We start from the raw sequence: 20278 nt of genomic DNA on the forward strand, positions 1-20278 counted from the left end.
CGTCTCGGCGTCTTCTGAAGATACCGCTTCAGCCTCTGGCTCCGCGACTGCCGGCTCCGCCTCCATCGCTTCTAGCGCATCGTCTTCTTTGAACGCGGGGAAGTCTTCATCCGCCAGCGCGTCATCCGCGAGCAACTCTTCTGGTGTCTCGGCGTTTTCTGAAGATATCTCTTCAGCCTCTGGCTCCGCGACTGCCGGCTCCGCCTCCATCGCTTCTAGCGCATCGTCTTCTTCGAACGCCGGAAAGTCTTCGTCTACCAGCGCGTCATCCGCGAGCAACTCTTCTTGTGCTTCGATCTCTTCTGCCGCAGCTGGCTCTGCTTCCATCGCTTCAAGGGCGTCGTCTTCTTCAAATGCCGGGAAGTCTTCGTCTGCCAACGCCTCATCCGTTAAATCGTCGTCCAGGGAGGTTTCTTCCTCTACACTCTCTGCGACTGGCTCTGCGCTCTGCTCAGTATCCCCTTCGAGCTCTATTTCAAAATCAGGCCCATCCAGATCATCAAAGTCACCACCGAAATCCAGTAAATCGTCACCCTCTTCATCCAGTCCATCACCCAGCAAACCAGCGGCTTCATCTTGCTCCAGGCTTTGCGCCAGCGCTCTTTCCGTTTCGCTGATTGCCGACTCAGGATCATCATCCAGGGAGAGCACATCCTCCTCTAATTCGTCCATCTGCAATTCAGGATAACTGCTCAGCTCTTCACTGGGCGTTACAGGGTCAAGTTCTGCAAGCTCTTCATCTTCAGACAGATCTATGTCTTCATCGGCGAGCGGATCATCACCAAGGTCAATCTCAACGTCGTTGTCCAGTGCGGTGTCAAAGTCATCCGTTTCAGCCTCGAGCGCTTCAAGTAGCTCATCGACATTTTGTAACTGAGGCGGCGCCTGCGTTTCAGCTTCTTCTGATGGGTGAACCAGCTCCTCGGCAAACTCATCGAGTAACTCATCTTCTGTTTCGGCTAATGCTGGCTCATCCAACTCTGCAACTGGCTCAGTGACCTCCAGCTCTAGTTCAACAGAGCCCTCGGCCTTATCGTGCAATGACTGAAGATCTTCTTCCTCTTCAAGCATACCGTCCAAGTGGCCTGCACCAGTCGATGAACTAAACTCAGGCTCTTCTTCTAACAAACCGTCCAGGTCGTCCGGTTCTTCTGCCAGTAGTTCGTCTTCCGAAGCTACCTCTGGCTCTTCTTCTAACAAACCATCCAGGTCATCCGGTTCTTCTGCCAGTAGTTCGTCTTCCGGCGCTGCGTCAGGCTCTTCTTCTAACAAACCGTCCAGGTCGTCCGGTTCTTCTGCCAGCAATTCATCTTCCGGCACTGCGTCAGGCTCTTCTTCTAACAAACCATCCAGGTTATCCGGCTCTTCTGCCAGTAGCTCGCCTTCCGAAGCTACCTCTGACTCTTCTTCTAACAAACCGTCCAGGTCATCCGGCTCTTCTGCCAGTAGTTCGTCTTCCGAAGCTACCTCTGGCTCTTCTTCTAACAAACCATCCAGGTCATCCGGCTCTTCTGCCAGTAGCTCGTCTTCCGAAGCTGCCTCAGGCTCTTCTTCTAACAAACCATCCAGGTCATCTTCCGAAGCTACCTCTGACTCTTCTTCTAACAAACCGTCCAGGTCATCCGGTTCTTCTGCCAGTAGGTCATCTTCCGGCGCTGCGTCAGGCTCTTCTTCTAACAAACCGTCCAGGTCGTCCGGTTCTTCTGCCAGTAGGTCGTCTTCCGAAGCTACCTCTGGCTCTTCTTCTAACAAACCATCCAGATCGTCCGGCTCTTCCGTCAGCAGGTCATCTTCCGGCGCTATCTCAGGCGCTTCTTCTAACAAACCATCCAGATCTTCCGGTTCTTCTGCAAGTAACTCGTCTTCCGGTGCTGCTTCAGGCGCTTCTTCCAGCAAACCATCCAGGTCATCCGGCTCTTCTGCCAGTAACTCGTCTTCCGGCGCTATCTCAGGCGCTTCTTCTAACAAACCATCCAGGTCATCCGGCTCTTCCGTCAGCAGGTCATCGGGTTCTTCAACCAGTAGGTCATCTTCCGGCGCTGTCTCAGGCGCTTCTTCTAACAAACCATCCAGATCGTCCGGCTCTTCCGTCAGCAGGTCATCTTCTGGGGCTGTCTCAGACGCTTCTTCCAGCAAACCATCCAGGTCATCCGGCTCTTCTACCAGTAGGTCGTCTTCTGGCTCTGTATCAGGCGCTTCTTCCAGCAAACCATCCAGGTCGTCCAGCTCTTCTGTCAGTAGGTCATCTTCCGAAGCTACCTCATGCGCTTCTTCTAACAAACCGTCCAGGTCGTCCGGCTCTTCCGTCAGCAGGTCATCTTCTGGGGCTGCATCAGGCGCTTCTTCCAGCAAACCATCCAGGTCATCCGGCTCTTCTACCAGTAGGTCGTCTTCTGAGGCTGTATCAGGCGCTTCTTCTAATAAGCTATCAATATCATCTAGCTCTTCAGTCAGCACATTGTCTTCGACGGCTATATCCGCGGCGTCTTCTAATAAGCTGTCGATGTCATCCGGTTCTTGGACCAACACATCGTCTTCGACAACCGAATCTGCGGCTTCTTCAAGTAAGCTGTCAATGTCATCCGGTTCTTGGACCAGTAACTCATCTTCAACGGCTGTCGCTGAGGCTTCTTCTAACAAGCTGTCGATGTCATCTGGCACTTCGGCCTGCAAGTCGCCTTCGGTAGCTGTATCAGCGGCTTCGTCTATTAGGCTATCTATGTCATCAACATCGAAGTCGTCTTCTGCAATATCCGGTTCATCATCCAGCGCACCATCGAGTAAATCATCGATGTCGTCGGCACTCAGAATACCATCGTCTGTTGCTGCTCCCTCAGCCGCTGGGGACTTTGGGGGCGACTCCCCGACTTCGTCAATCAGACTGTCAATGTCATCAAGATCAAAGTCCTCGTCGGTCGCTGTATCTGAACTATCACCTTCTTCGAGACTTTCTTCAGCTAACTCCTCACTCAATGCTGCAAGGGCATCATCGCTGACATCCAGCGTATCATCATCGGCTTCATCCCCGACTTCATTGAACAGATCGTCAATATCATCAGCACTGAGTATGTCGTTGTCATCCTGCGTAGCTTCTGCGTCAACATCCAGCGTAATTTCATCACCCAGGCTGTCATCAGCTTCATCGAAATTCTGTTGCAAGAAATCGTCGAGGTCATCAGCACCGGCTTCTTCATTATTAACATCCGACTCATCGTCAAACACAATGTCGTCATTGAGTAAACTATCCAGCTCATCCTGTTCGAGCGTGTCATTACCCTCTTCAAACGCATCATCTTCGAGGCTGTCAAAAACAATTTCGTCATCAGGCAGAATATCATCATCTAGCTGCACACCTTCGTTTAAGGCGTCTTCAGCACTGTCTTGCGGCATATCCAAATCGAGCGGGTCAACCGCTGCCGTTGCTGCGGCGGCAGCTGCAGCTGGAGCAGGTGATTGAGGTAAGAACTCATCGTCTTCCTCCACTTGCTTAGCCTTGCCTTTGCGCAAGCGCATGACAACCGCACCAATGATCAATAAAGCAGGAATGGTCGCGAGTAAAGCAACCACCAGCGGATTTGCGAATAACTTTGCAATGCTGAATTCGGCTTCTGCCTGTGCCTGCATTTGCTGCTGGGCAATTATCTCATTCTGCATGTCAATCACAGCTTTCAGCTGCTGTTGAATTTCGCTGTCTCTGCCGAGCTGATCCTGTACATTTTTGAGCTCTTCAGAAATATTATTCAGTTTTCTCTCAAGCTCGTTATTTTCTTCAAGAATTTCCTCAACACTACGTACAGAGGTTTTAAACTGGGTTTGCAGTTCATGGAGCCGAGAATCTTGCTCCATCTTGAGCGATTTAAGCTCGTTAGTTAGCGCCTCACGCGCTTCTTCTACATCAACCTTACGCGCCTGCGTGACACGTTTGTCGGCAGCATCTATGGTGGCTTGGTCAAGCTTGCCGCTTTTTTTCAGCTCCCATAGTTCATCATCCTGATCTGACTTTTGTCTTGCCAATTGCGGATTAACACGGCGGATTTCGGCCAGTGTGGGAATTTTAAGGTAAGCGCCGTCGCGCATATGATTAAGGTTGTTGTCGAGAAAAGCCTGGGGGTTTTTCTCATACAAAGCTTGCATGACCTGGTAGATTGAAACCGAATCGCTCGGGCGGATTTTATGCGCGATACGCCACAAAGTATCTGTTGACTTGATTGGGCCAACCGATCGGCCCTGAAGACCAAGATCCACTCCTTTTGGACCTTTAAGAACGGTCCCATCCTGAGTGTGAACGGGCGCTGCAATAAGGGCCATTGCTAAGATACAAATAAAGGCTAAACCGCGCATGCTGTTCCTTTGTATACTCTTCTTGCGTTGCCCTGACGGCAACGCGACTACTGAATTGTGCTTAATAGGGCTTGTGCAAGCTCTGTTCCAATTGCCAACTATAAACCAGATAACAGCGAATATCCATCGCCAAAGTATTGAAAATTAACATTCTTATCATGCTTTTTGGTGAGTTAGTCATGCATTGTTTAAGCCCCTGAATACCCTCAAGGATAGTCGAAATACACCAACTTGGCGGGACAGAAATCAAAAGAGGCAAATTGCTGCCGTTCAGGGACAACCGGGGCGAAGCGGGTCTGCCAGAATAAACAGACCCAGACAAAGATTATAAGTAGTGCGCAATCAACTCTTCAGCGATTTGTACGCTGTTCGTTGCAGCACCTTTGCGCGTATTATCAGATACAACCCATAGGTTTAAACCATGCGGGTGAGAAATATCCGCTCTCAGACGACCTACATAGACAGTGTCATTGCCGCTGGCGTCACTGACCGGCGTAGGGTAATCCTGTTCGTCTTCAATCAGTTCAATACCCGGGGCATCATTTAACAGTTGCTTAATGTGCTCCAGGTCGTAAGGCATACGAGTTTCCAGGTGAATGGCTTCGGCATGGCCATAAAAAACGGGCACACGAACGGCCGTAGGGTTGACCATGACGCTGCTATCACCCAGGATTTTTTGGGTTTCCCACACCATTTTCATTTCTTCTTTGGTGTAGCCATTATCCTGAAACGCATCAATTTGCGGGATCACATTAAATGCGATTTGCTTAGTAAACACCTCGTTTTCTACTGGTCTGGCGTTCATCAGGTTAGCCGTTTGCTTTGCCAGCTCCTCAACCGCTTCTTTACCTGCACCCGATACGGCCTGATAAGTAGACACATTGATACGGTCTATACCATAAGCATCGTAAATCGGTTTTAATGCCACCATCATTTGAATCGTCGAGCAGTTTGGGTTGGCGATGATGTTGCGATTGCGAAAATCTGCCAGACTGGCGCTATTTACTTCAGGCACCACCAGCGGCACGTCATAGTCGTATCTAAAATGTGAGGTGTTATCAATCACAACACAGCCCGCTTCCGCTGCTATCGGAGCATACTGTTCAGACACGCTGCCACCGGCAGAAAATAAACCAATATGGGCCTGGCTAAAATCAAACTCAGCCACATCCAACACTGTGAGTGTTTCGCCGTTAAACTCTATTTCCTCACCCGCACTGCGGCTGCTCGCCAAAGGATACAGGTTGCCAACCGGAAACTTTCGCTCTGCCAGTGTTTCAATAATTTGCTTACCGACCAGCCCGGTTGCCCCGAGCACCGCCACATCGTATTTCTGCGACATATTATTCCTCATTCGAATTAACTACTTTAAAACCAAGCTGCTGTAACTGCTGCCCACATTGGGGTGCGTTTTGTACCGTAAGGGTATTGAACTCGCGGCGAGGTGGATAGTTTTTGCGCAACATATCAAACCCCTGACTGGCTATATTACTGCGCATCAGACCATCGTCTCGACGAATATCATAGACCAGATGCACCAGTCTGCCGAGCTCCTGTTCACTCAGCGTATGCTCTGCATAGCAAGACGTCAGTGCCGGAATAGGTAAAAACGACTCAAGTGATTTACTCGCCTCTACTCCTAACTGATTACACAGCGCCTGATATAACATTTGTGTACCGCGTGCCTTGCCTTCTAAGGTATGACCCGCAATATGTACCGAGGCAAACAAAGTATGTTCTAGCAGCGGCATCAGAATGTCTGGCTCGTTTTCCCAGACATCCAGAACCAGATCAATGTCCTGCCCCGCTTCAAGCGCATTTAACAACGCCTGATTATCAATCACATCGCCACGGCTTGCATTGATGACTAACATGCCTGATTTCAGGGCTGCAATACGCTGCGCATTGAGCAGATGACGAGTCTGATGCCCACCTGTTTTAACCAAAGGCACGTGGAAAGTAACGATGTCTGCCTGCGCCAACAAGTCATCAAGTGGCATATGCTGGTCTAAGCTACCGGTCTCATAACGAAGCGGATCACACAGCAATAACTCAATGCCGCTGGCAGCCAGCTTTTCACGTAAGCATTGACCTATATTGCCCACCCCGACAATACCCAGCTTTTTGCCTTGCAAATTAATCGCTTTGTGTTGTGCGTAGGCATACAATGCACTGATCACATACTCGGCAACGGCAACCGCATTGCAGCCAGGGGCACTGGCGAAACCAATATTACGCTCCGCCAACAAAGGCCTGTCGATATGATCAACACCTATAGTCGCAGTGCCAACAAACTTGAGTTGTGTAGCCTCTGCCAACAGCGCGCTGTTAACCTGAGTCACAGAGCGTGTCAGCAACACATCAGCATCTGCCAGCTGGTGTGGAGTCAGACTGCGGCCATCAAAGCGTTTTACTACCCCAAGATCAGAGAAAAACTCTTCAACCAGGGGCATATTCTGATCTGCAAGGATCTTCATTTATACTTCCCAAACGATACACGGACCTCTTATTGTACCGCAGCCATCGCCCGGACAACAGGCTAACGTTTGCTGACACCAATACTGATAGCCGCAAACATCACACAAAGTAAAAATATCACCAACACTTTAATACTGGGTTGCTCGGTCAGGTTAATCCATGGGCTGACTAAAAATGCCTGTACATTGCACCAGGCTAAAAACATGGCAATGATACTGGCCCCCTGGTAACCATACATAGCGCACAAAACGCAGCTGGCAAGATTAAGAAATACAGCGGGTTGGTAAAGATGTGCTGAAAGCAGCATCGAAAAAAAGGTCGCAGACGCGACGCACAATGTTCCATATTGCATGACTATTCCCTCCTAGAATCATCTCTTCAACTATAGAAGAAAACCTTAAAATTACAAACTCATTACATAAAAACAACACCAAGGTGGCTAACTCGCGTGGCAAATAAATAGCAACTAAAATAAAGATAAGATGCTATTTAGGCTTGAAATCACTGGTCCAACAAGCTAGCCTAGCCAATGTGGTCAGACCTCTTACAAGGAATAACAACATGACACTATTATTTACACTCGCTTTAATCGCATTGGTGAGCGCTGCCTGCTACCACCGTGCGAGCTGGAACACCTGTCTGGGTGTTGCTGCGGCGACGTTGCTGATCGGCACCTTTGCCGGGGCCTTTGGCGCGTTTGCCTGGTTAATATTCTTAGCCATTGCCGTTCCTCTTTCGATGACAAACGTGCGTCAACAGTATATTGTTGCGCCTTTGTTCAAGGCGTTCAAAAAAGTGACGCCAAGCATGTCAGAAACAGAAAAATCGGCGATTGATGCTGGTACAACCTGGTGGGAAGCGGATCTATTCTGTGGTAACCCTAACTGGAATAAGTTGCACCAATATCAGGCTCCGCGTCTTACTGCAGAAGAGCAGGCCTTTATGGATGGCCCAGTTGAAGAAGTCTGTGCGATGCTAAATGACTGGGAAGCAACACATGAGCTAACCGATTTACCGCAAGAAGTATGGCAATATCTGAAAGACAACAAGTTCTTTGCCATGATCATCAAAAAGCAATACGGTGGTCTGGAGTTTTCAGCGTACGCACAGTCTTGCGTATTGCAAAAACTGACCAGTAAGTCGACTTTGCTGTCTTCTATCGTTGGCGTGCCTAATTCATTAGGTCCGGGCGAATTACTACAACACTATGGTACACAAGAACAGAAAGAACATTACCTGCCTCGTCTGGCAAAAGGTGATGAGATCCCTTGTTTTGCACTGACCTCTCCGGAAGCAGGCTCTGATGCGTCATCAATTCCGGATTTTGGTATCGTGTGTAAAGGCGAATGGGAAGGTAAAGAAACCTTAGGTATTCGCCTGACCTGGAACAAGCGCTACATCACACTTGCACCAGTGGCTACCGTGCTTGGCCTGGCGTTCAAAATGCGCGACCCGGATGGTTTGCTGGGTGACAAGAAAGAAATTGGTATTACCTGTGCGTTGATCCCAACTAATACACCGGGTGTTGAAATTGGCCGCCGTCACTTCCCGCTGAACGTGCCATTCCAAAATGGTCCAACGCAAGGCGAAGACGTCTTTGTCCCTCTTGATTTTATCATTGGTGGCCCGAAAATGGCCGGCCAGGGCTGGCGTATGCTGGTTGAGTGTTTGTCAGTGGGTCGCGTGATCACTCTGCCATCTAATTCAACAGGTGGCATTAAGTCTCTGGCGCTGGCCAGTGGTGCGTACAGCCGTATTCGCCGTCAGTTCAAACTGCCGATTGGTAAAATGGAAGGGGTTGAAGAAGCATTGGCTAAGCTCGGTGGCTATGCCTACAGCAGTGATGCTGCCGTGAGCATGTCAACCGGCGCAGTCGACTTAGGTGAAAAACCGTCTGTTATTTCTGCTATTTTGAAATATCACCTGACTGAACAAATGCGTACCTCGACCATGCATGCAATGGATGTACATGGTGGTAAAGGGATCTGCCTGGGTCCAAACAACTACCTGGGCCGTGGTTATCAGGGTGCACCCATTGCTATCACAGTAGAAGGTGCAAACATTCTGACCCGTAATATGATCATTTACGGCCAGGGTGCTATTCGCTGCCATCCTTTTGTTTTGGCAGAGCTTAATGCCTGTACCATCAAAGATAAAGCGGAAGCCCTGAACAGCTTTGATAAAGCCCTGATGGGCCATGTAGGCTTCACCATTTCTAATCTGGTACGCACTAAATGGCTGGCACTGACGGGTGGTCGCTTCAGCAAAGTACCATTTAACGATGAAACAGCCGATTACTATCGTGCAGCCGCCCGTTTCAGTGCGTCACTGGCACTCATGTCCGACATCTGCATGGCAGTATTTGGTGGGTCTCTGAAACGTAAAGAGCGTATTTCTGCGCGTCTTGGCGACTTACTGAGTTACCTATATCTGGTTTCTGCAACGCTGAAACGTTATAACGACGAGGGTCGTCGCAAAGAAGACTTACCGTATGTTCAGTGGGCCTGTCAGGAACATTTATACCTGTGTCAGCGTGCACTGGCAGATCTGATCAACAACATGCCGTCAATGGCATTACGTGGCCTGCTTAAACTAGTCTTATTCCCATTCGGTCGTCCGGTTCGTAAACCAACAGATCAGATGGAGCACAAACTGGCGCAGCTACTGCAAACACCAAGTGCAGCCCGTGACCGTCTTGCCTCGCATATCTATCTGCGTGATGAGCCGCTTAACCTGATTGGTAAACAAGAGCAAACACTGAAAGACATTCTGGAAGTGGAACCGCTGTTCGACAAAGTATGTCGTGCCAAAGGGGAAAAGCTGCCATTTATGCGTCTGGATAAAGTGGCTGAAATGGGTCGTGAATGCGGCGCGCTTAACAACGACGAAGCCGATAAACTGGCCGCCGTTGAAGCGAAGCGACTCGCTGTTATCAATGTGGATGACTTTGACCCCGCTGATCTGCTGGCTGGTAAAGCCAGGGTGGTTGCAAAAGACGCGGACGCCGCATAACTTGTCTCTAACCTAAAGGCCAGCCATGCTGGCCTTTTTTGTATCTGGTCTTTTATCTGCGCTAAATAAATAGCACTTTGAACATCATCAGTGTCACGCTGATGCATCCCCATACGACCGCTAATCGCCGAGGTTGATAAGTTACAGTCCATACCAACAGTGGCGTGCTCACTAGCACTGCCAAATTAAACAGCTCAGCATTGAGCAACACAATAGCACCGAGCCAGCTTGCAAAGCACAAACCGTAAATCAATAATGACTGGCTGCGTACAAGTTGAGGATACATATCAAGGCTGCGCCAGAACTGCCTGCGCCCCGTTACGTGTTTATCGGTATCCAGATACAAACTGCTCCACCACAACTGATTAATCAGCAAGATCACTAACGTATAGTAATGCAGCAAATCAGGGCGTTCTTTGGCCATGATCAACCCTGCCCACAATGTGATCAGTGATGCGCCGGCACGCCACACAATCATCCAGGGAGACGTCTTGATGACGTAATACCAAAAACTAGCAGGGGTCAGCGAGGGCTGCGGCAAAGCAAGCTTTATTTCAGGCCTGAACCAGTCCAATGCCAGCCATAGTGCAATGACAGCCAGATAAATTGGCAGACTTGGCGCCAGCCACACGGCAGTAAAGGCAACCAGCAAGGAACTCACTAAAGCCTGAGGACGGTAAAGCAAAGTTAATGCAAAACACCACTGTAAGAGCATAAATGCAGGCAGCTGTGGTGCCTGCCAGAGCTTGTCAAAGCCAATACTCATAGCCAGGATCAGCGCAGCAACAAAGAGCACATGACACCCCAGCAAGAGTATCCAGTCTGCTGCAATTTGATGTAACCGGCCGCGCAGCAATGTGCTGTGATAAGCGCGATGTGCTGAATCCATGATTGCAGGTTTAAGTGCCTGCAACAGCAAGCTCTGTAGAAGTAAAAAGCCAAATGCCACTTTGATGGCAAGATGATGCGAATCAAACGAGACCAGCTTTCCCAAACCATAAAACACCCCAATGATCAGCTGGGGAATAAAAATAAAAAATAAGGTTATCAACATCATCGAGAACTGTTGCAGTTGCTTCATCAGCACAGCCAGCTGAACACGACATGCCCGATAACGATACTGATAATAATGTAACATTTGTACCTCACCGAAACAGTGGTTGTGTCACAAAGCCAATTTCCATAAAGGGCTGAGGTTCATGGCAGCTGATGATCACTTGTGCCGAATGATGTTTCAGCCAGCCTAACAACACATCCAGGCTGGCCTGATCCAATGCCGCACTCGGCTCATCCAACACCAGATAAGGCGTATTACGCATCATGGCGTTAATGAGCTGACACTTTTTCTGATTGCCGGATGATAACGCGCCGTAACGGGTATCCAGAAACGGGGTAAAGGCCAGTTGGTTTATCATCAGTTCGGGCCAGGGACATGCCCAGCTCTTTACCGTTAATTGCAGTAACTGCCTGGCAGTCAAAAACTCGGGAAAGGGAATGGACTCGCTGGCAAGCGCCACGACTTTCTGGGCTGCTGGCTGGGGTTGGCCGTCAAATAGTACTTCGCCATGAAAGGCGTCGTCCAGACCTGAAATGATCCTAAATAAGGTGCTTTTCCCCAGTCCGTTTGGCGCTTCAAGGCAGAGCTTTTGCTCTGCCAATACGGTACTATAGTCAGAGAAAACCGGGTCGTGCAGATACACTTTCGTCAGGTGTTTTATTTCTATCATACAGGTCCTTGTTCATTGCCTGTTCCGATATTAACAAAACACCCTGGCACCGCATATGCGCTCGTCGTTACAAAGTATGTCGGTTAAAAGCGCGCCCAGCATACTCAGAAATAAAAGTTTCTATAGCGCCACGCTTTTGCATCGTCACAAAGACCTGCTTACCATCTTTCCCACCAAAAGCAATATTGGTCGGATACTGGCCCTTGAGTGCAACCTTGCGCAGCAACTTGCCCTGCGCAGAGAGTATCACCACTTCGCCAGCGCCATAGCGCGCAACATAAAGGTTACCGGCTTCATCACAGCGCATACCGTCCAGGCCATGATCCTCAAACTCATAAAACAGCTCAGGCTTACCTATCATGCCCTGTTCATCGAGCGAAAAAGCCCAGATCCGGCGCTGCACACTCTCATTGACATACAAAGTACGATTATCCGGACTGACTTCGATACCGTTTGTGGTGCCCATATTGGCACGCAGCAACTGAGTCTGTCCGTCTGGTGAGATGCGCCAGAGTTGCCCCTGACCATTTTGCCAATCCGGGTCACTGGCGAAGAGCACGCCATTATCGCTGATCGCCAAATCATTGGGCTGGTGCATTTTCGGATTATGCGCCAGCACAGAAACTGACTTATCGGGGGCCACTTTCAGGACATTGTGACCCGTGTAGTCAGCGATATACATATTGTCCCGGGCGTCAAAGCGGATCCCATTGCCCGTGCTCCCCTCTGGTAAGGTCAGGTATAAATTCGCCTCGTCGCGTCCGCTCACCTGGCCGACAGTGCCCTGTTGCGCAAAATTAACAGCAAATAGTACCCCATTGCGGTTAACTGCCGGACCCTCTACCCCCTCGGTGAATACCCCATCCGCAACCCAGTCCTGTGACTGATATAACGCAGGTCCTGACTGAGAAGAAACACAGGCAGCAAGCAGGCTCAATGTCGCACCCAGGATAAAAACATGTCTTATTGGCATAGCTTTGTCCCTAAATATAAAAGTCTGAGTATGCGGTTTCGTCCACAGGCTGTGAATTGAGAAATATTCACGCAGAACTAAGGGTATAGTGCCCCTCAGAACTTATAGCGCACTTTTAACAATACCGAATCCTGCATTGGGGCTTGCCAGAGCTGCTTTGCACTCTCCAGCCAGGCCTCTGAGCCAATCTGGCTGCGGGGCAACCTGTCACCTGTCGCTGCGCCACGACGATAAACCAGAAACAAATCTGACAGCGCGCCCATCCGGTAACGGAGTTTAAACTGACTGGACAAGCGGCGATCTTCAAAGCTGGTGTCTACCCCATTTAATAACTGTCGCTGGTGGTCCTGTAGCGCAAAAACCTGGTCACTGCGCGCTTCCAGTACCGCCCACTCGAGGGTTGAGGAGAACTCCAACCTATCCGTTATCAAGCCACTGACCTGAATTTTATTAACGAAAAAATCCCGTTCATACTGTGTGACCTGATCCGTGTCGCTTGCCACCAGCCAGCCATCTCCGGTGCGATAAAAGTTATTAAACTTAAGCGTCCAGTTTGGATGTGGTAACCAGGTCAAATCAACAGCATACTGTTGCGCACTCCCCTCAAACCCTTCCTGATCATATTCAAAGCTGGCAGCCCACGAGAATTTACCTATGTAGGGACTGATATACATGACTCGGGTTTCCCAATTACCCGGCACTTCGAAAGCCTGGCTCTGGCGACCTATGTTGTCCTGCCAGCCACCGTTGATCCGGTCAATATGAAAGTCAACCTGACCCCCATTTGCCAGCAACCATTGGCTGAGATAGGCCTGCCGGGCCGGTAATTTCAAACCCTCACTGTCAGCTTCATAACGAACCGTAAGTGAGTGCTTAATACGTGCTAACCAATGACTCTGAGTATTGATTGCATGACTCAACTTCGCCTCACTATACTGCCAATTGTTCCGCTGAGAATATCCTAAATCACTGTTATTAAATCTTTTATTTAGCTTAAGGTAACGCCCTTCCAGACTCGTATTTGGCGAGAACTGATATCCCAGCTGCATCGAGGCCCCATTGCCCGTTTGTTCGCTCACGTGCTCAACCTGGCTTGCGAGTAACGCCCCCTGAAACGACCAGGTTGCACTTTGATATTGGCTGTCCCAGGCCATGGTTAATGCGTTGCGATCCAGCCAGGGTCGATCGGTATAAGTGGCCAGTAATCCTGACTGCCAGTGTTTTTGTCTATATTTAGCCCGGGCGGCATAAAAGCGCTTACCGGCATCACTGTCTAAGTCCTTTTCTTTTACTGCAAAGGCACCCATTTGCAACGTTTCGCCCTGATGCACAAACCGGGTAGCCAGATCTATGGGTGTAATAAACTCACTGCCATCATCGCTGCCCGCACCAATTCGACGGGTGTGGATAAGCTTAGTATCCTGCAACGCCTGAACATTGAATACCGCAATGTCCTGGGTAAAGAATGGTCGCTTGTCACTGCGGAGTGTTTCAACCGCGCTGTAGTTGATATCCACTTCATCACTGTCCACCTGACCAAAATCCGGGTTCACCGCCACCGACAATTTTTGATGATGATTGGGTTTATAAAACAAATCGAAACCCACGTCACTGTCGCTGTTGTCCGGGGCCTGGTCGGCAAAGTGTTGTTGATGACTAAAATACGGCACAAAACTCAACTGACTATGGCTGGGGATCGCCGATGCCAGCTTGGGCATGGCAAGGAAAAAATCGCTATTACTGGTCGTTTGTTTTTGATTTGCATAGATATAATTTTTACTCAGATCATAAAGCTGAATAGATATGCCGATTTCTCCCAGCTCACTGTCCGCATTATGTGCAGGATTATAAAACGACACCGTATGCCACGGGATGAACACCTCTGTGGACCAGTGATCTTCCGCTTCAAATGTTGCCGACTGCCAGTCTCCATCCCAGTCACTGTCCTTAGTCAGCTGCGGCGTGAGCACAGCATCCTGGGTCCCTCCGCCCAGGGTAACGGCAAACTCATACGCGCCACTGCCATCACCGGCAAAATCCACAACAATACGGTTAAACTCGGCCTGCATAAAGGCATCCTGAATATTAAACTGCTTCTGCCGACTTGCCTCATCCTGATAATTAATAATACCTATGTAAACACCTGACTGGTCGCTCAATACACGGGCATGCACCTTATCAGTATGCTCAGTTAAGGTTGCCGGAACCACCTGGTAAAACCGATTAAATTGTCGGGCGGTTTGCCACAATGCTTCGTCCAGACGACCATTAAGCTTGATGTGTGTGTTGTATGTTTGATTTGCCCATAGCGCCTGACTGCTCAATGCCCCACTGATGCACAAGGCGAGATAATACTGCTTCATATGACTGCTCCCGATATGAGTGACTGCACTCATTGCAACAGAAAGGCGCAACAGAAAAGCTGAAAGTTTCCTGAAGAAGCGTGATCAAGCTCTGATGATTATTGACTTTGTTCTGAACTAGGTTAGTTTCTGCTAATAATACGTGACCGGCTTAAGCTAACAGCTGCTGAGTTTTAAAAATAACAATGAATGCAATGAAAAAAGCCAGAGCCCAGAACCCGGTTACAGCGCCGATAAAGACTGCAGGCATGGAATCATCAACAAAGGATCCAATATGGAAACATCCACACGCGCTCAACATTATCACTTCCTGTCCTGGCAGTTTGATGCCAGCCAGGATGAATTGCGCGCGCCTGACAGCCAGGTGGCGGTAAAATTAGAACCTCAGGTTGCCAGGCTACTCGAGCTATTTGTCTCCACGCCGGATCAGGTGCTGTCACGCTCAACGCTGAATGAGGCATTGTGGCCAGACACCATTGTCGAATCTAACAGCCTGTATCAGTTGCTGACTAAATTACGCCGGGTGCTGAATGACAGCGCCAGGCAACCCCGTTTTATCAAAACGGTGCCCAAACGTGGGTACGTGTTTATTGCGCCAGTAGAACGACATCAGCCGACCGCTCAACTGAACGTGCATACTGATACTGAGATCCAGCGCGCCGCCGGGATCAATCCTCATATCAGATTCAAAAAGCGCGCACTGATGGCGGCAATACCAGTCGTCACCGCGTGCTTCAGTGCCATCGCCTACTTTTCCACAGTACCTGAGCCAATCACGCTTCCTCAGTATGAAGTCGAAGATATAACCTATGAACTGGGACTGGAATTTGATGTTGCAGCCCACACCACGCTGCCGCTATTGGCCTATGTTGACGATTTTAAAACCCTGGTCATCTCAGATAAACAAGGCAATGTCACTCAGCGCCTGCATTTTGACGACCGGGTCGCCAAACCAGCCTGGCACCCCACTAAAGACTGGCTGGCATTTTGGCAATATCAGGGAGATGGCTGTACCCTATTGATTGTCAATGCGCATGGGCAACAACTAAATCAGTCGCAGGCCATCCCCTGTTATCATATTCAGGCACCAAGCTGGCAATCAGACACCCTGCTTATTGCCACGGTACGCACCCAAGCAGGGACACTTCCTTATCAGTATAATATTGATAGTAATAAATATATTTCTATTCCACTCAAGCTGAACGACGATGAAAAGCTCATCACAACACTACGAGGCTGGGACAACCAGACCTACTACCTGATCAAAGATGCCAGTCAACACAGCCGCCTGGTTACCCTCGACGGTAAAGTTCAGATGCGCTGGTCTTACCCTGTCTGGTTGATTGCCTACGATCCTAAGCATCACAGCATGATCACCAATGACAACAGCAAGCACCATAATCTGATTGCCACCACCCGCGATGGACATGAATACCCGGTTATTGCCACGCCGCAGGGGATCTTCAGTAGTCTGAGTGTTGATGACGAGGGCAACATCTTTAGTGCCGCAGAAAGCTGGCAGGTGAATATTCGTGACAAAGACAATCTGCCAATTTTCTCGAGCTCAAGCCATGACTATCTGCCAGTTACCAATAGCCTCGGCGAAACCGCCTTTATGTCACGCCGCACTGGCGCCTGCGAGATTTATCTGCACAGTCATGATCGGGTTATTCAGCTCACGCATCACAAAGGCAGTGACTACGTGAACTTTGTCACCTGGAGCCCTGACAACGCTTACATCCTTGCCAATCGCGAAACACGATTAATACTGCTCGACCGCACCGGCGTGCAGAAAACCTTTACGCCTCAGCTTTCACTCCCTCTCAGACACTTTGGCTGGTTGGATACTGACACCCTGTGGGCCACAGATGGCCATGAGGTCGTTATTTACACCAAAAGCGGGCAATTCAAACGCCGTATTGCTATCGCATCCGATCTATTGCTATACGACTACCAAACTCAAAACTGGCTGATTTTTAAAGACTCGATGATTTATCGCACAGCAGATCTGGCAAGCACGTTTGAAAATGACATGCCGCTCACTACGCTTAAGCCTCAGGCTTATCATCAGGTGACGAACCCCAGGCTGAGAGATGGCTTCCTGTACTGGCAAAGTGCCTGGTCAAAGACAGATCATATCTGGCGCTTGTCACTCGATGGCAATACCCAGCCAGAACTCCTGAAAACGCAAAACTTGTTGTGGCACTACGACATCGCAGCGGATGGCACTTTACTGATTGCAAAGATGGAATCTGTCGAAGGAGACATTAAACGGCTGAGCCAAAAACCCGGAGCAAATTAGCACCCACAGCTCAATCCTGCTGAGGAATGAACTCACCATTGATCAGCCGTTGCCACTGACGTTCAACCTCGCCTGACGCTTTGAGCTCTTTCAGGCTGGCATTAAAACGCGTGCGCAACGCGCTGCTGCTCGCAATAGATTTAGGAAACAGTACATGCGCCCGGTAGTTTAAAAAAGGCTTAGGGTGCGCCTGTATCTGGTCTTTCGGCATAGATGGGAAGTGTTCTGCCAGTAAGCTTTGCATCGCTGTATCACTGAGCAAAATCAAATCGACGCGATCATTAAGCAGCATGTTCAGATTAAGTCGGTCATTACTGACCATAATCACATCCAACTCCCCTTTTTGCATCGCCTGGTGAAACTCTGGTACATATTCGTATCCTAAAATCGCGCCTATCCGATAGGGCTTAAGATCGTCAATGCTGTGCCATTGTGGCAACGGCGTGTCAGCCCTGAAATAGAGTAACAGCTGGCCACGATAGAGCTCATCGCTACAATAAAAGTGTTGCTGGTATTCGCGTTCGCAAACCCAGTAAGACGCCATGTCATATTTACCTTGCTGCGCAGCCTGGAAACTGCGCTTCCAGGGCAAATAAGTAAACTCGGCGCTTAGCCCTGCCTCTGCAAGTACCTGGCGTATTAGGTGATTGACAAAACCATCGTCAACAAGATTACTGCCGGTAAATGGCGGATATTCCCCAGTTGCAATGCGAACAGGTTCACTTGCCTGAACCAACTGCAGTAAAAATATCAAAATAAGTAGAGCTATTTTTTGCATCATACCGCGTACATAAACGGGGCTTTGATATAAATATAGGAGGTTGGAGAGTAATGTGTTACTGGCAAATTAATAAAAAAATCGAGCTATGAACAGCTCGATTTTTTACTCAACGAGTTATGAACTCTCGGTTATGTCATCTAACTGAGTGTCATTACAGACTTGAGTGTCGCTAATTTCACTCGCAACAACGCTTGACGGATAGTGAATTATCCACTTTCTCAGGTTCTTCAAAACAGTATAGTCACAGCTCTTCGTTATGATATTTCCGCGAATAAACTGAGTTCTATTCCCCGATTTTATTTTGATTGTTTGCTGTACTGTATTGTTACCATGTGCACCGACAAGATCATCGTGCAGACTCATAATTGCGCGATTTAATATACCAGAAAGTTTTGCTCTTAGCTGTGCTTTGTTGCTCCCCTCACGTATTTGCCTGATCACCTCGTCACTAAGGGGCTCCGCATGGACTTCGATGATGTTCTGATAACGTTTAGTATTCTTTTTGGGCTTACCAGGTACATTAATCCATGACACAAGTTTAAGTGAGACGTGTGATAAATCACCACTAACAAAGAAAATTGGCCTAACATTAACAGCGCTCGAGTTTTCGACTTCGTCACTAACGACTTTCTCAAGGTATTCAGCGCTAAGCAACGTGCCAATACTTACGGCGCCGATTGTGTCCCTGAAAGACTGAATTTCTTTGTTCGCGGCAGTTTGCTGCTGTGATAATTTATTTTCTTGTAGTGAACTGTTTATTGCTGCATGCGCAAAAACCTGTACTAATGCAGCACCCGGTGTCCCTGCATACAGCATAGACCCTTGCTCTATAGATCGGTTGTGAGAGTAAAGACCTCTAATATCCGCATTCATTTCAGGGTTTAGCACAAGTCTTACATCATGTTTGGCGATATAATTGCTTTTATTGAGTTCTACCGCTGCAACATAATCGTCTCTCTTAGCTGACTTACAGCCACTCAGGGCTGTAAGTCCAAGCGCTAAAACGATACAAAGTTTCGCACTTTTTATTATCATAAGAAGATATTACCAAGGCTTAACTTTACCTTTTCCACGGCTTGATAGTATGCATTTGTCACACCCGGGAACTGTTGTTTAGGCTCATCCCACTCTCCTTCAACGAGGATCTTTCTCTCAAATCGCTGAAACTGAATATATTGATTTGTTTCAAGGTCAACAGAATAAAGAACACCTGAAACATACCCTTGCGGATCGGTTACAGGAACATATGCAGAATACATTCTGTATGCACCATGTCTGTGAATATTAAGCAGCACAAGAACATCAATGTTCAATTCACTCTTAAGTGAACGATAATCTTTTTTTGCGAAGCCAAGTTCACCTCTAAACTTTTTAAGCGTACTGAGTTTATCTTTTGAAAGATTCACAAACTCGACATGTGATGTCTTCGACTTATAACCATCATAAACAACTTGCTTTGCCGACTCGATGTCTGACATTGGCAAGCTTTCTAAATGGCTGGTCAAAGAAGAGTTTGCGGCGACTGCTACACCGTAGCACAGTAAACAGTCTGCACCCTGGATACTGGTTGTCGCTGGGCCAATCTCATTTACATATATGCCAATGCGTGTGTTTTCATTGAGAAGCTCAGGCTTAAGTCTAACTGCAGGCTGTGGAGTGGATTTACACCCCGTAAGAAATATTGTGAAGAGCACAATTAAAATAAACACTTTTTTCATTATTTTTAGGTCCATTATCTGTGAAAAACAGGAATATACGAGCTTAAAGACCAGGATTCAACCACAATTGTAAAAATATGTATCAATTCATAAACACAATCTTACATTAAAAGATAATATAAAAGTGCTTCGTCCACGCCAAGATCGAACTTTATAAAAAGCACTTCTACTTTTCAGCTATATTGTAATTTTTCTAACTTTATTTTGGTGGGGCTAGGCATGTTTCTGGCAATCAGTATCTTGATCGAAATGATTTTTTATTTTCTTAGCGGTATTGTTAGTATATGAAGGCTTAAAATTGATCCGCATAGTATCAAAATCCAGCATTGCAACTTCTTATCAGTCCTTTACTGTCGTTCTTTTAACCGCAGTCTATCAGACCAAAATGCGTACATAAAAGCGAGATAGGATATATACAAAAGTAAGCCGAATGTCCCCAGCGAAAACACCAGCTGAATTAAACTAAAGTACTTAATTGTAAATACAACTCCCCGCAAAAAACCAAACTACCCGGAACTAAAATAGTAAGTACGAAAGTTAGGATGGCTATCGCTTTGCTTCCAATTGCCACCTCATAAGCATA

General features: G+C 48.2%; 13 protein-coding genes. 2 read left to right on the forward strand and 11 right to left on the reverse strand.

Annotated elements, in window-relative coordinates; genetic code table 11:
* The 4 genes from QNM19_RS10430 to QNM19_RS10445 form a co-directional block, all read right to left on the reverse strand.
* Window positions 1-4341, reverse strand: a 4341-nt coding sequence (locus tag QNM19_RS10430) for a FimV/HubP family polar landmark protein (RefSeq protein ID WP_284026674.1), incomplete at its 3' end; no start/stop codon positions are given.
* Window positions 4342-4666: 325 nt separating this feature from the next.
* Window positions 4667-5683, reverse strand: coding sequence for an aspartate-semialdehyde dehydrogenase (locus tag QNM19_RS10435; protein ID WP_049865004.1), 1017 nt, complete (start codon window positions 5681-5683; stop codon window positions 4667-4669).
* A 1-nt stretch (window position 5684) separates the two neighbouring features.
* On the reverse strand, window positions 5685-6818 hold the full coding sequence (locus QNM19_RS10440; protein WP_284026675.1) for a 4-phosphoerythronate dehydrogenase: 1134 nt from the start codon (window positions 6816-6818) through the stop codon (window positions 5685-5687).
* Window positions 6819-6880: 62 nt separating this feature from the next.
* Entirely contained in the window at window positions 6881-7171 is a 291-nt protein-coding gene (locus QNM19_RS10445; protein ID WP_125563472.1) for a DUF6419 family natural product biosynthesis protein, read from the reverse strand.
* A gap of 209 nt (window positions 7172-7380) precedes the next feature.
* Here QNM19_RS10445 and fadE point away from each other — a divergent pair, with 209 nt between their 5' ends.
* Entirely contained in the window at window positions 7381-9831 is a 2451-nt protein-coding gene (gene fadE, locus QNM19_RS10450; protein ID WP_049865006.1) for an acyl-CoA dehydrogenase FadE, read from the forward strand.
* A 61-nt stretch (window positions 9832-9892) separates the two neighbouring features.
* Here the strand turns inward: fadE and QNM19_RS10455 are convergent, their stop codons facing one another.
* The 4 genes from QNM19_RS10455 to QNM19_RS10470 all read right to left on the reverse strand — a co-directional run bounded on the left by QNM19_RS10455 (window position 9893) and on the right by QNM19_RS10470 (window position 14894).
* Window positions 9893-10969, reverse strand: coding sequence for a DUF6136 family protein (locus QNM19_RS10455; RefSeq protein ID WP_049865007.1), 1077 nt, complete (start codon window positions 10967-10969; stop codon window positions 9893-9895).
* Between the two features lie 7 nt (window positions 10970-10976).
* The gene (locus tag QNM19_RS10460) at window positions 10977-11558 is read right to left on the reverse strand and encodes an ABC transporter ATP-binding protein (protein ID WP_049865008.1); all 582 of its coding nucleotides are present in this window, start codon (window positions 11556-11558) and stop codon (window positions 10977-10979) included.
* A 67-nt stretch (window positions 11559-11625) separates the two neighbouring features.
* Window positions 11626-12531 carry an SMP-30/gluconolactonase/LRE family protein gene (locus QNM19_RS10465; protein WP_082225463.1) on the reverse strand — a complete coding sequence of 302 codons (906 nt, stop codon included), beginning with the start codon at window positions 12529-12531 and terminating at the stop codon, window positions 11626-11628.
* A 95-nt stretch (window positions 12532-12626) separates the two neighbouring features.
* Window positions 12627-14894 carry a DUF5916 domain-containing protein gene (locus tag QNM19_RS10470; protein WP_049865013.1) on the reverse strand — a complete coding sequence of 756 codons (2268 nt, stop codon included), beginning with the start codon at window positions 14892-14894 and terminating at the stop codon, window positions 12627-12629.
* 274 nt (window positions 14895-15168) lie between these two features.
* On the opposite strand from QNM19_RS10470, the gene QNM19_RS10475 reads away from it, so the two are divergent.
* Complete coding sequence (locus tag QNM19_RS10475) at window positions 15169-17196, forward strand: winged helix-turn-helix domain-containing protein (RefSeq protein ID WP_049865009.1); 2028 nt, start codon at window positions 15169-15171, stop codon at window positions 17194-17196.
* Window positions 17197-17206: 10 nt separating this feature from the next.
* Here the strand turns inward: QNM19_RS10475 and QNM19_RS10480 are convergent, their stop codons facing one another.
* The 3 genes from QNM19_RS10480 to QNM19_RS10490 all read right to left on the reverse strand — a co-directional run bounded on the left by QNM19_RS10480 (window position 17207) and on the right by QNM19_RS10490 (window position 19695).
* Complete coding sequence (locus QNM19_RS10480) at window positions 17207-17977, reverse strand: substrate-binding periplasmic protein (RefSeq protein ID WP_284026676.1); 771 nt, start codon at window positions 17975-17977, stop codon at window positions 17207-17209.
* A gap of 114 nt (window positions 17978-18091) precedes the next feature.
* On the reverse strand, window positions 18092-19012 hold the full coding sequence (locus QNM19_RS10485; RefSeq protein WP_284026677.1) for a hypothetical protein: 921 nt from the start codon (window positions 19010-19012) through the stop codon (window positions 18092-18094).
* Window positions 19009-19695 (reverse strand): hypothetical protein, encoded by a 687-nt coding sequence (locus QNM19_RS10490; RefSeq protein ID WP_049866157.1) that lies wholly within the window; start codon window positions 19693-19695, stop codon window positions 19009-19011. The genes QNM19_RS10485 and QNM19_RS10490 overlap by 4 nt, the downstream gene beginning before the upstream one ends.
* Between the last annotated feature and the right edge of the window lie 583 nt (window positions 19696-20278).

It is taken from the genome of Pseudoalteromonas ardens, from assembly GCF_030125445.1.
Classification (GTDB): domain Bacteria; phylum Pseudomonadota; class Gammaproteobacteria; order Enterobacterales; family Alteromonadaceae; genus Pseudoalteromonas; species Pseudoalteromonas ardens.

Bases quoted from the DNA above. Each gene is read 5' to 3' on its own strand.
- QNM19_RS10485 (WP_284026677.1), bottom strand. From the start codon at position 19,012: ATGATAATAAAAAGTGCGAAACTTTGTATCGTTTTAGCGCTTGGACTT.
- QNM19_RS10465 (WP_082225463.1), bottom strand. From the start codon at position 12,531: ATGCCAATAAGACATGTTTTTATCCTGGGTGCGACATTGAGCCTGCTT.
- QNM19_RS10455 (WP_049865007.1), bottom strand. From the start codon at position 10,969: ATGTTACATTATTATCAGTATCGTTATCGGGCATGTCGTGTTCAGCTG.
- QNM19_RS10440 (WP_284026675.1), bottom strand. From the start codon at position 6,818: ATGAAGATCCTTGCAGATCAGAATATGCCCCTGGTTGAAGAGTTTTTC.
- QNM19_RS10435 (WP_049865004.1), bottom strand. From the start codon at position 5,683: ATGTCGCAGAAATACGATGTGGCGGTGCTCGGGGCAACCGGGCTGGTC.
- QNM19_RS10475 (WP_049865009.1), top strand. From the start codon at position 15,169: ATGGAAACATCCACACGCGCTCAACATTATCACTTCCTGTCCTGGCAG.
- QNM19_RS10490 (WP_049866157.1), bottom strand. From the start codon at position 19,695: ATGAAAAAAGTGTTTATTTTAATTGTGCTCTTCACAATATTTCTTACG.
- QNM19_RS10470 (WP_049865013.1), bottom strand. From the start codon at position 14,894: ATGAAGCAGTATTATCTCGCCTTGTGCATCAGTGGGGCATTGAGCAGT.
- fadE (WP_049865006.1), top strand. From the start codon at position 7,381: ATGACACTATTATTTACACTCGCTTTAATCGCATTGGTGAGCGCTGCC.
- QNM19_RS10445 (WP_125563472.1), bottom strand. From the start codon at position 7,171: ATGCAATATGGAACATTGTGCGTCGCGTCTGCGACCTTTTTTTCGATG.
- QNM19_RS10480 (WP_284026676.1), bottom strand. From the start codon at position 17,977: ATGATGCAAAAAATAGCTCTACTTATTTTGATATTTTTACTGCAGTTG.
- QNM19_RS10460 (WP_049865008.1), bottom strand. From the start codon at position 11,558: ATGATAGAAATAAAACACCTGACGAAAGTGTATCTGCACGACCCGGTT.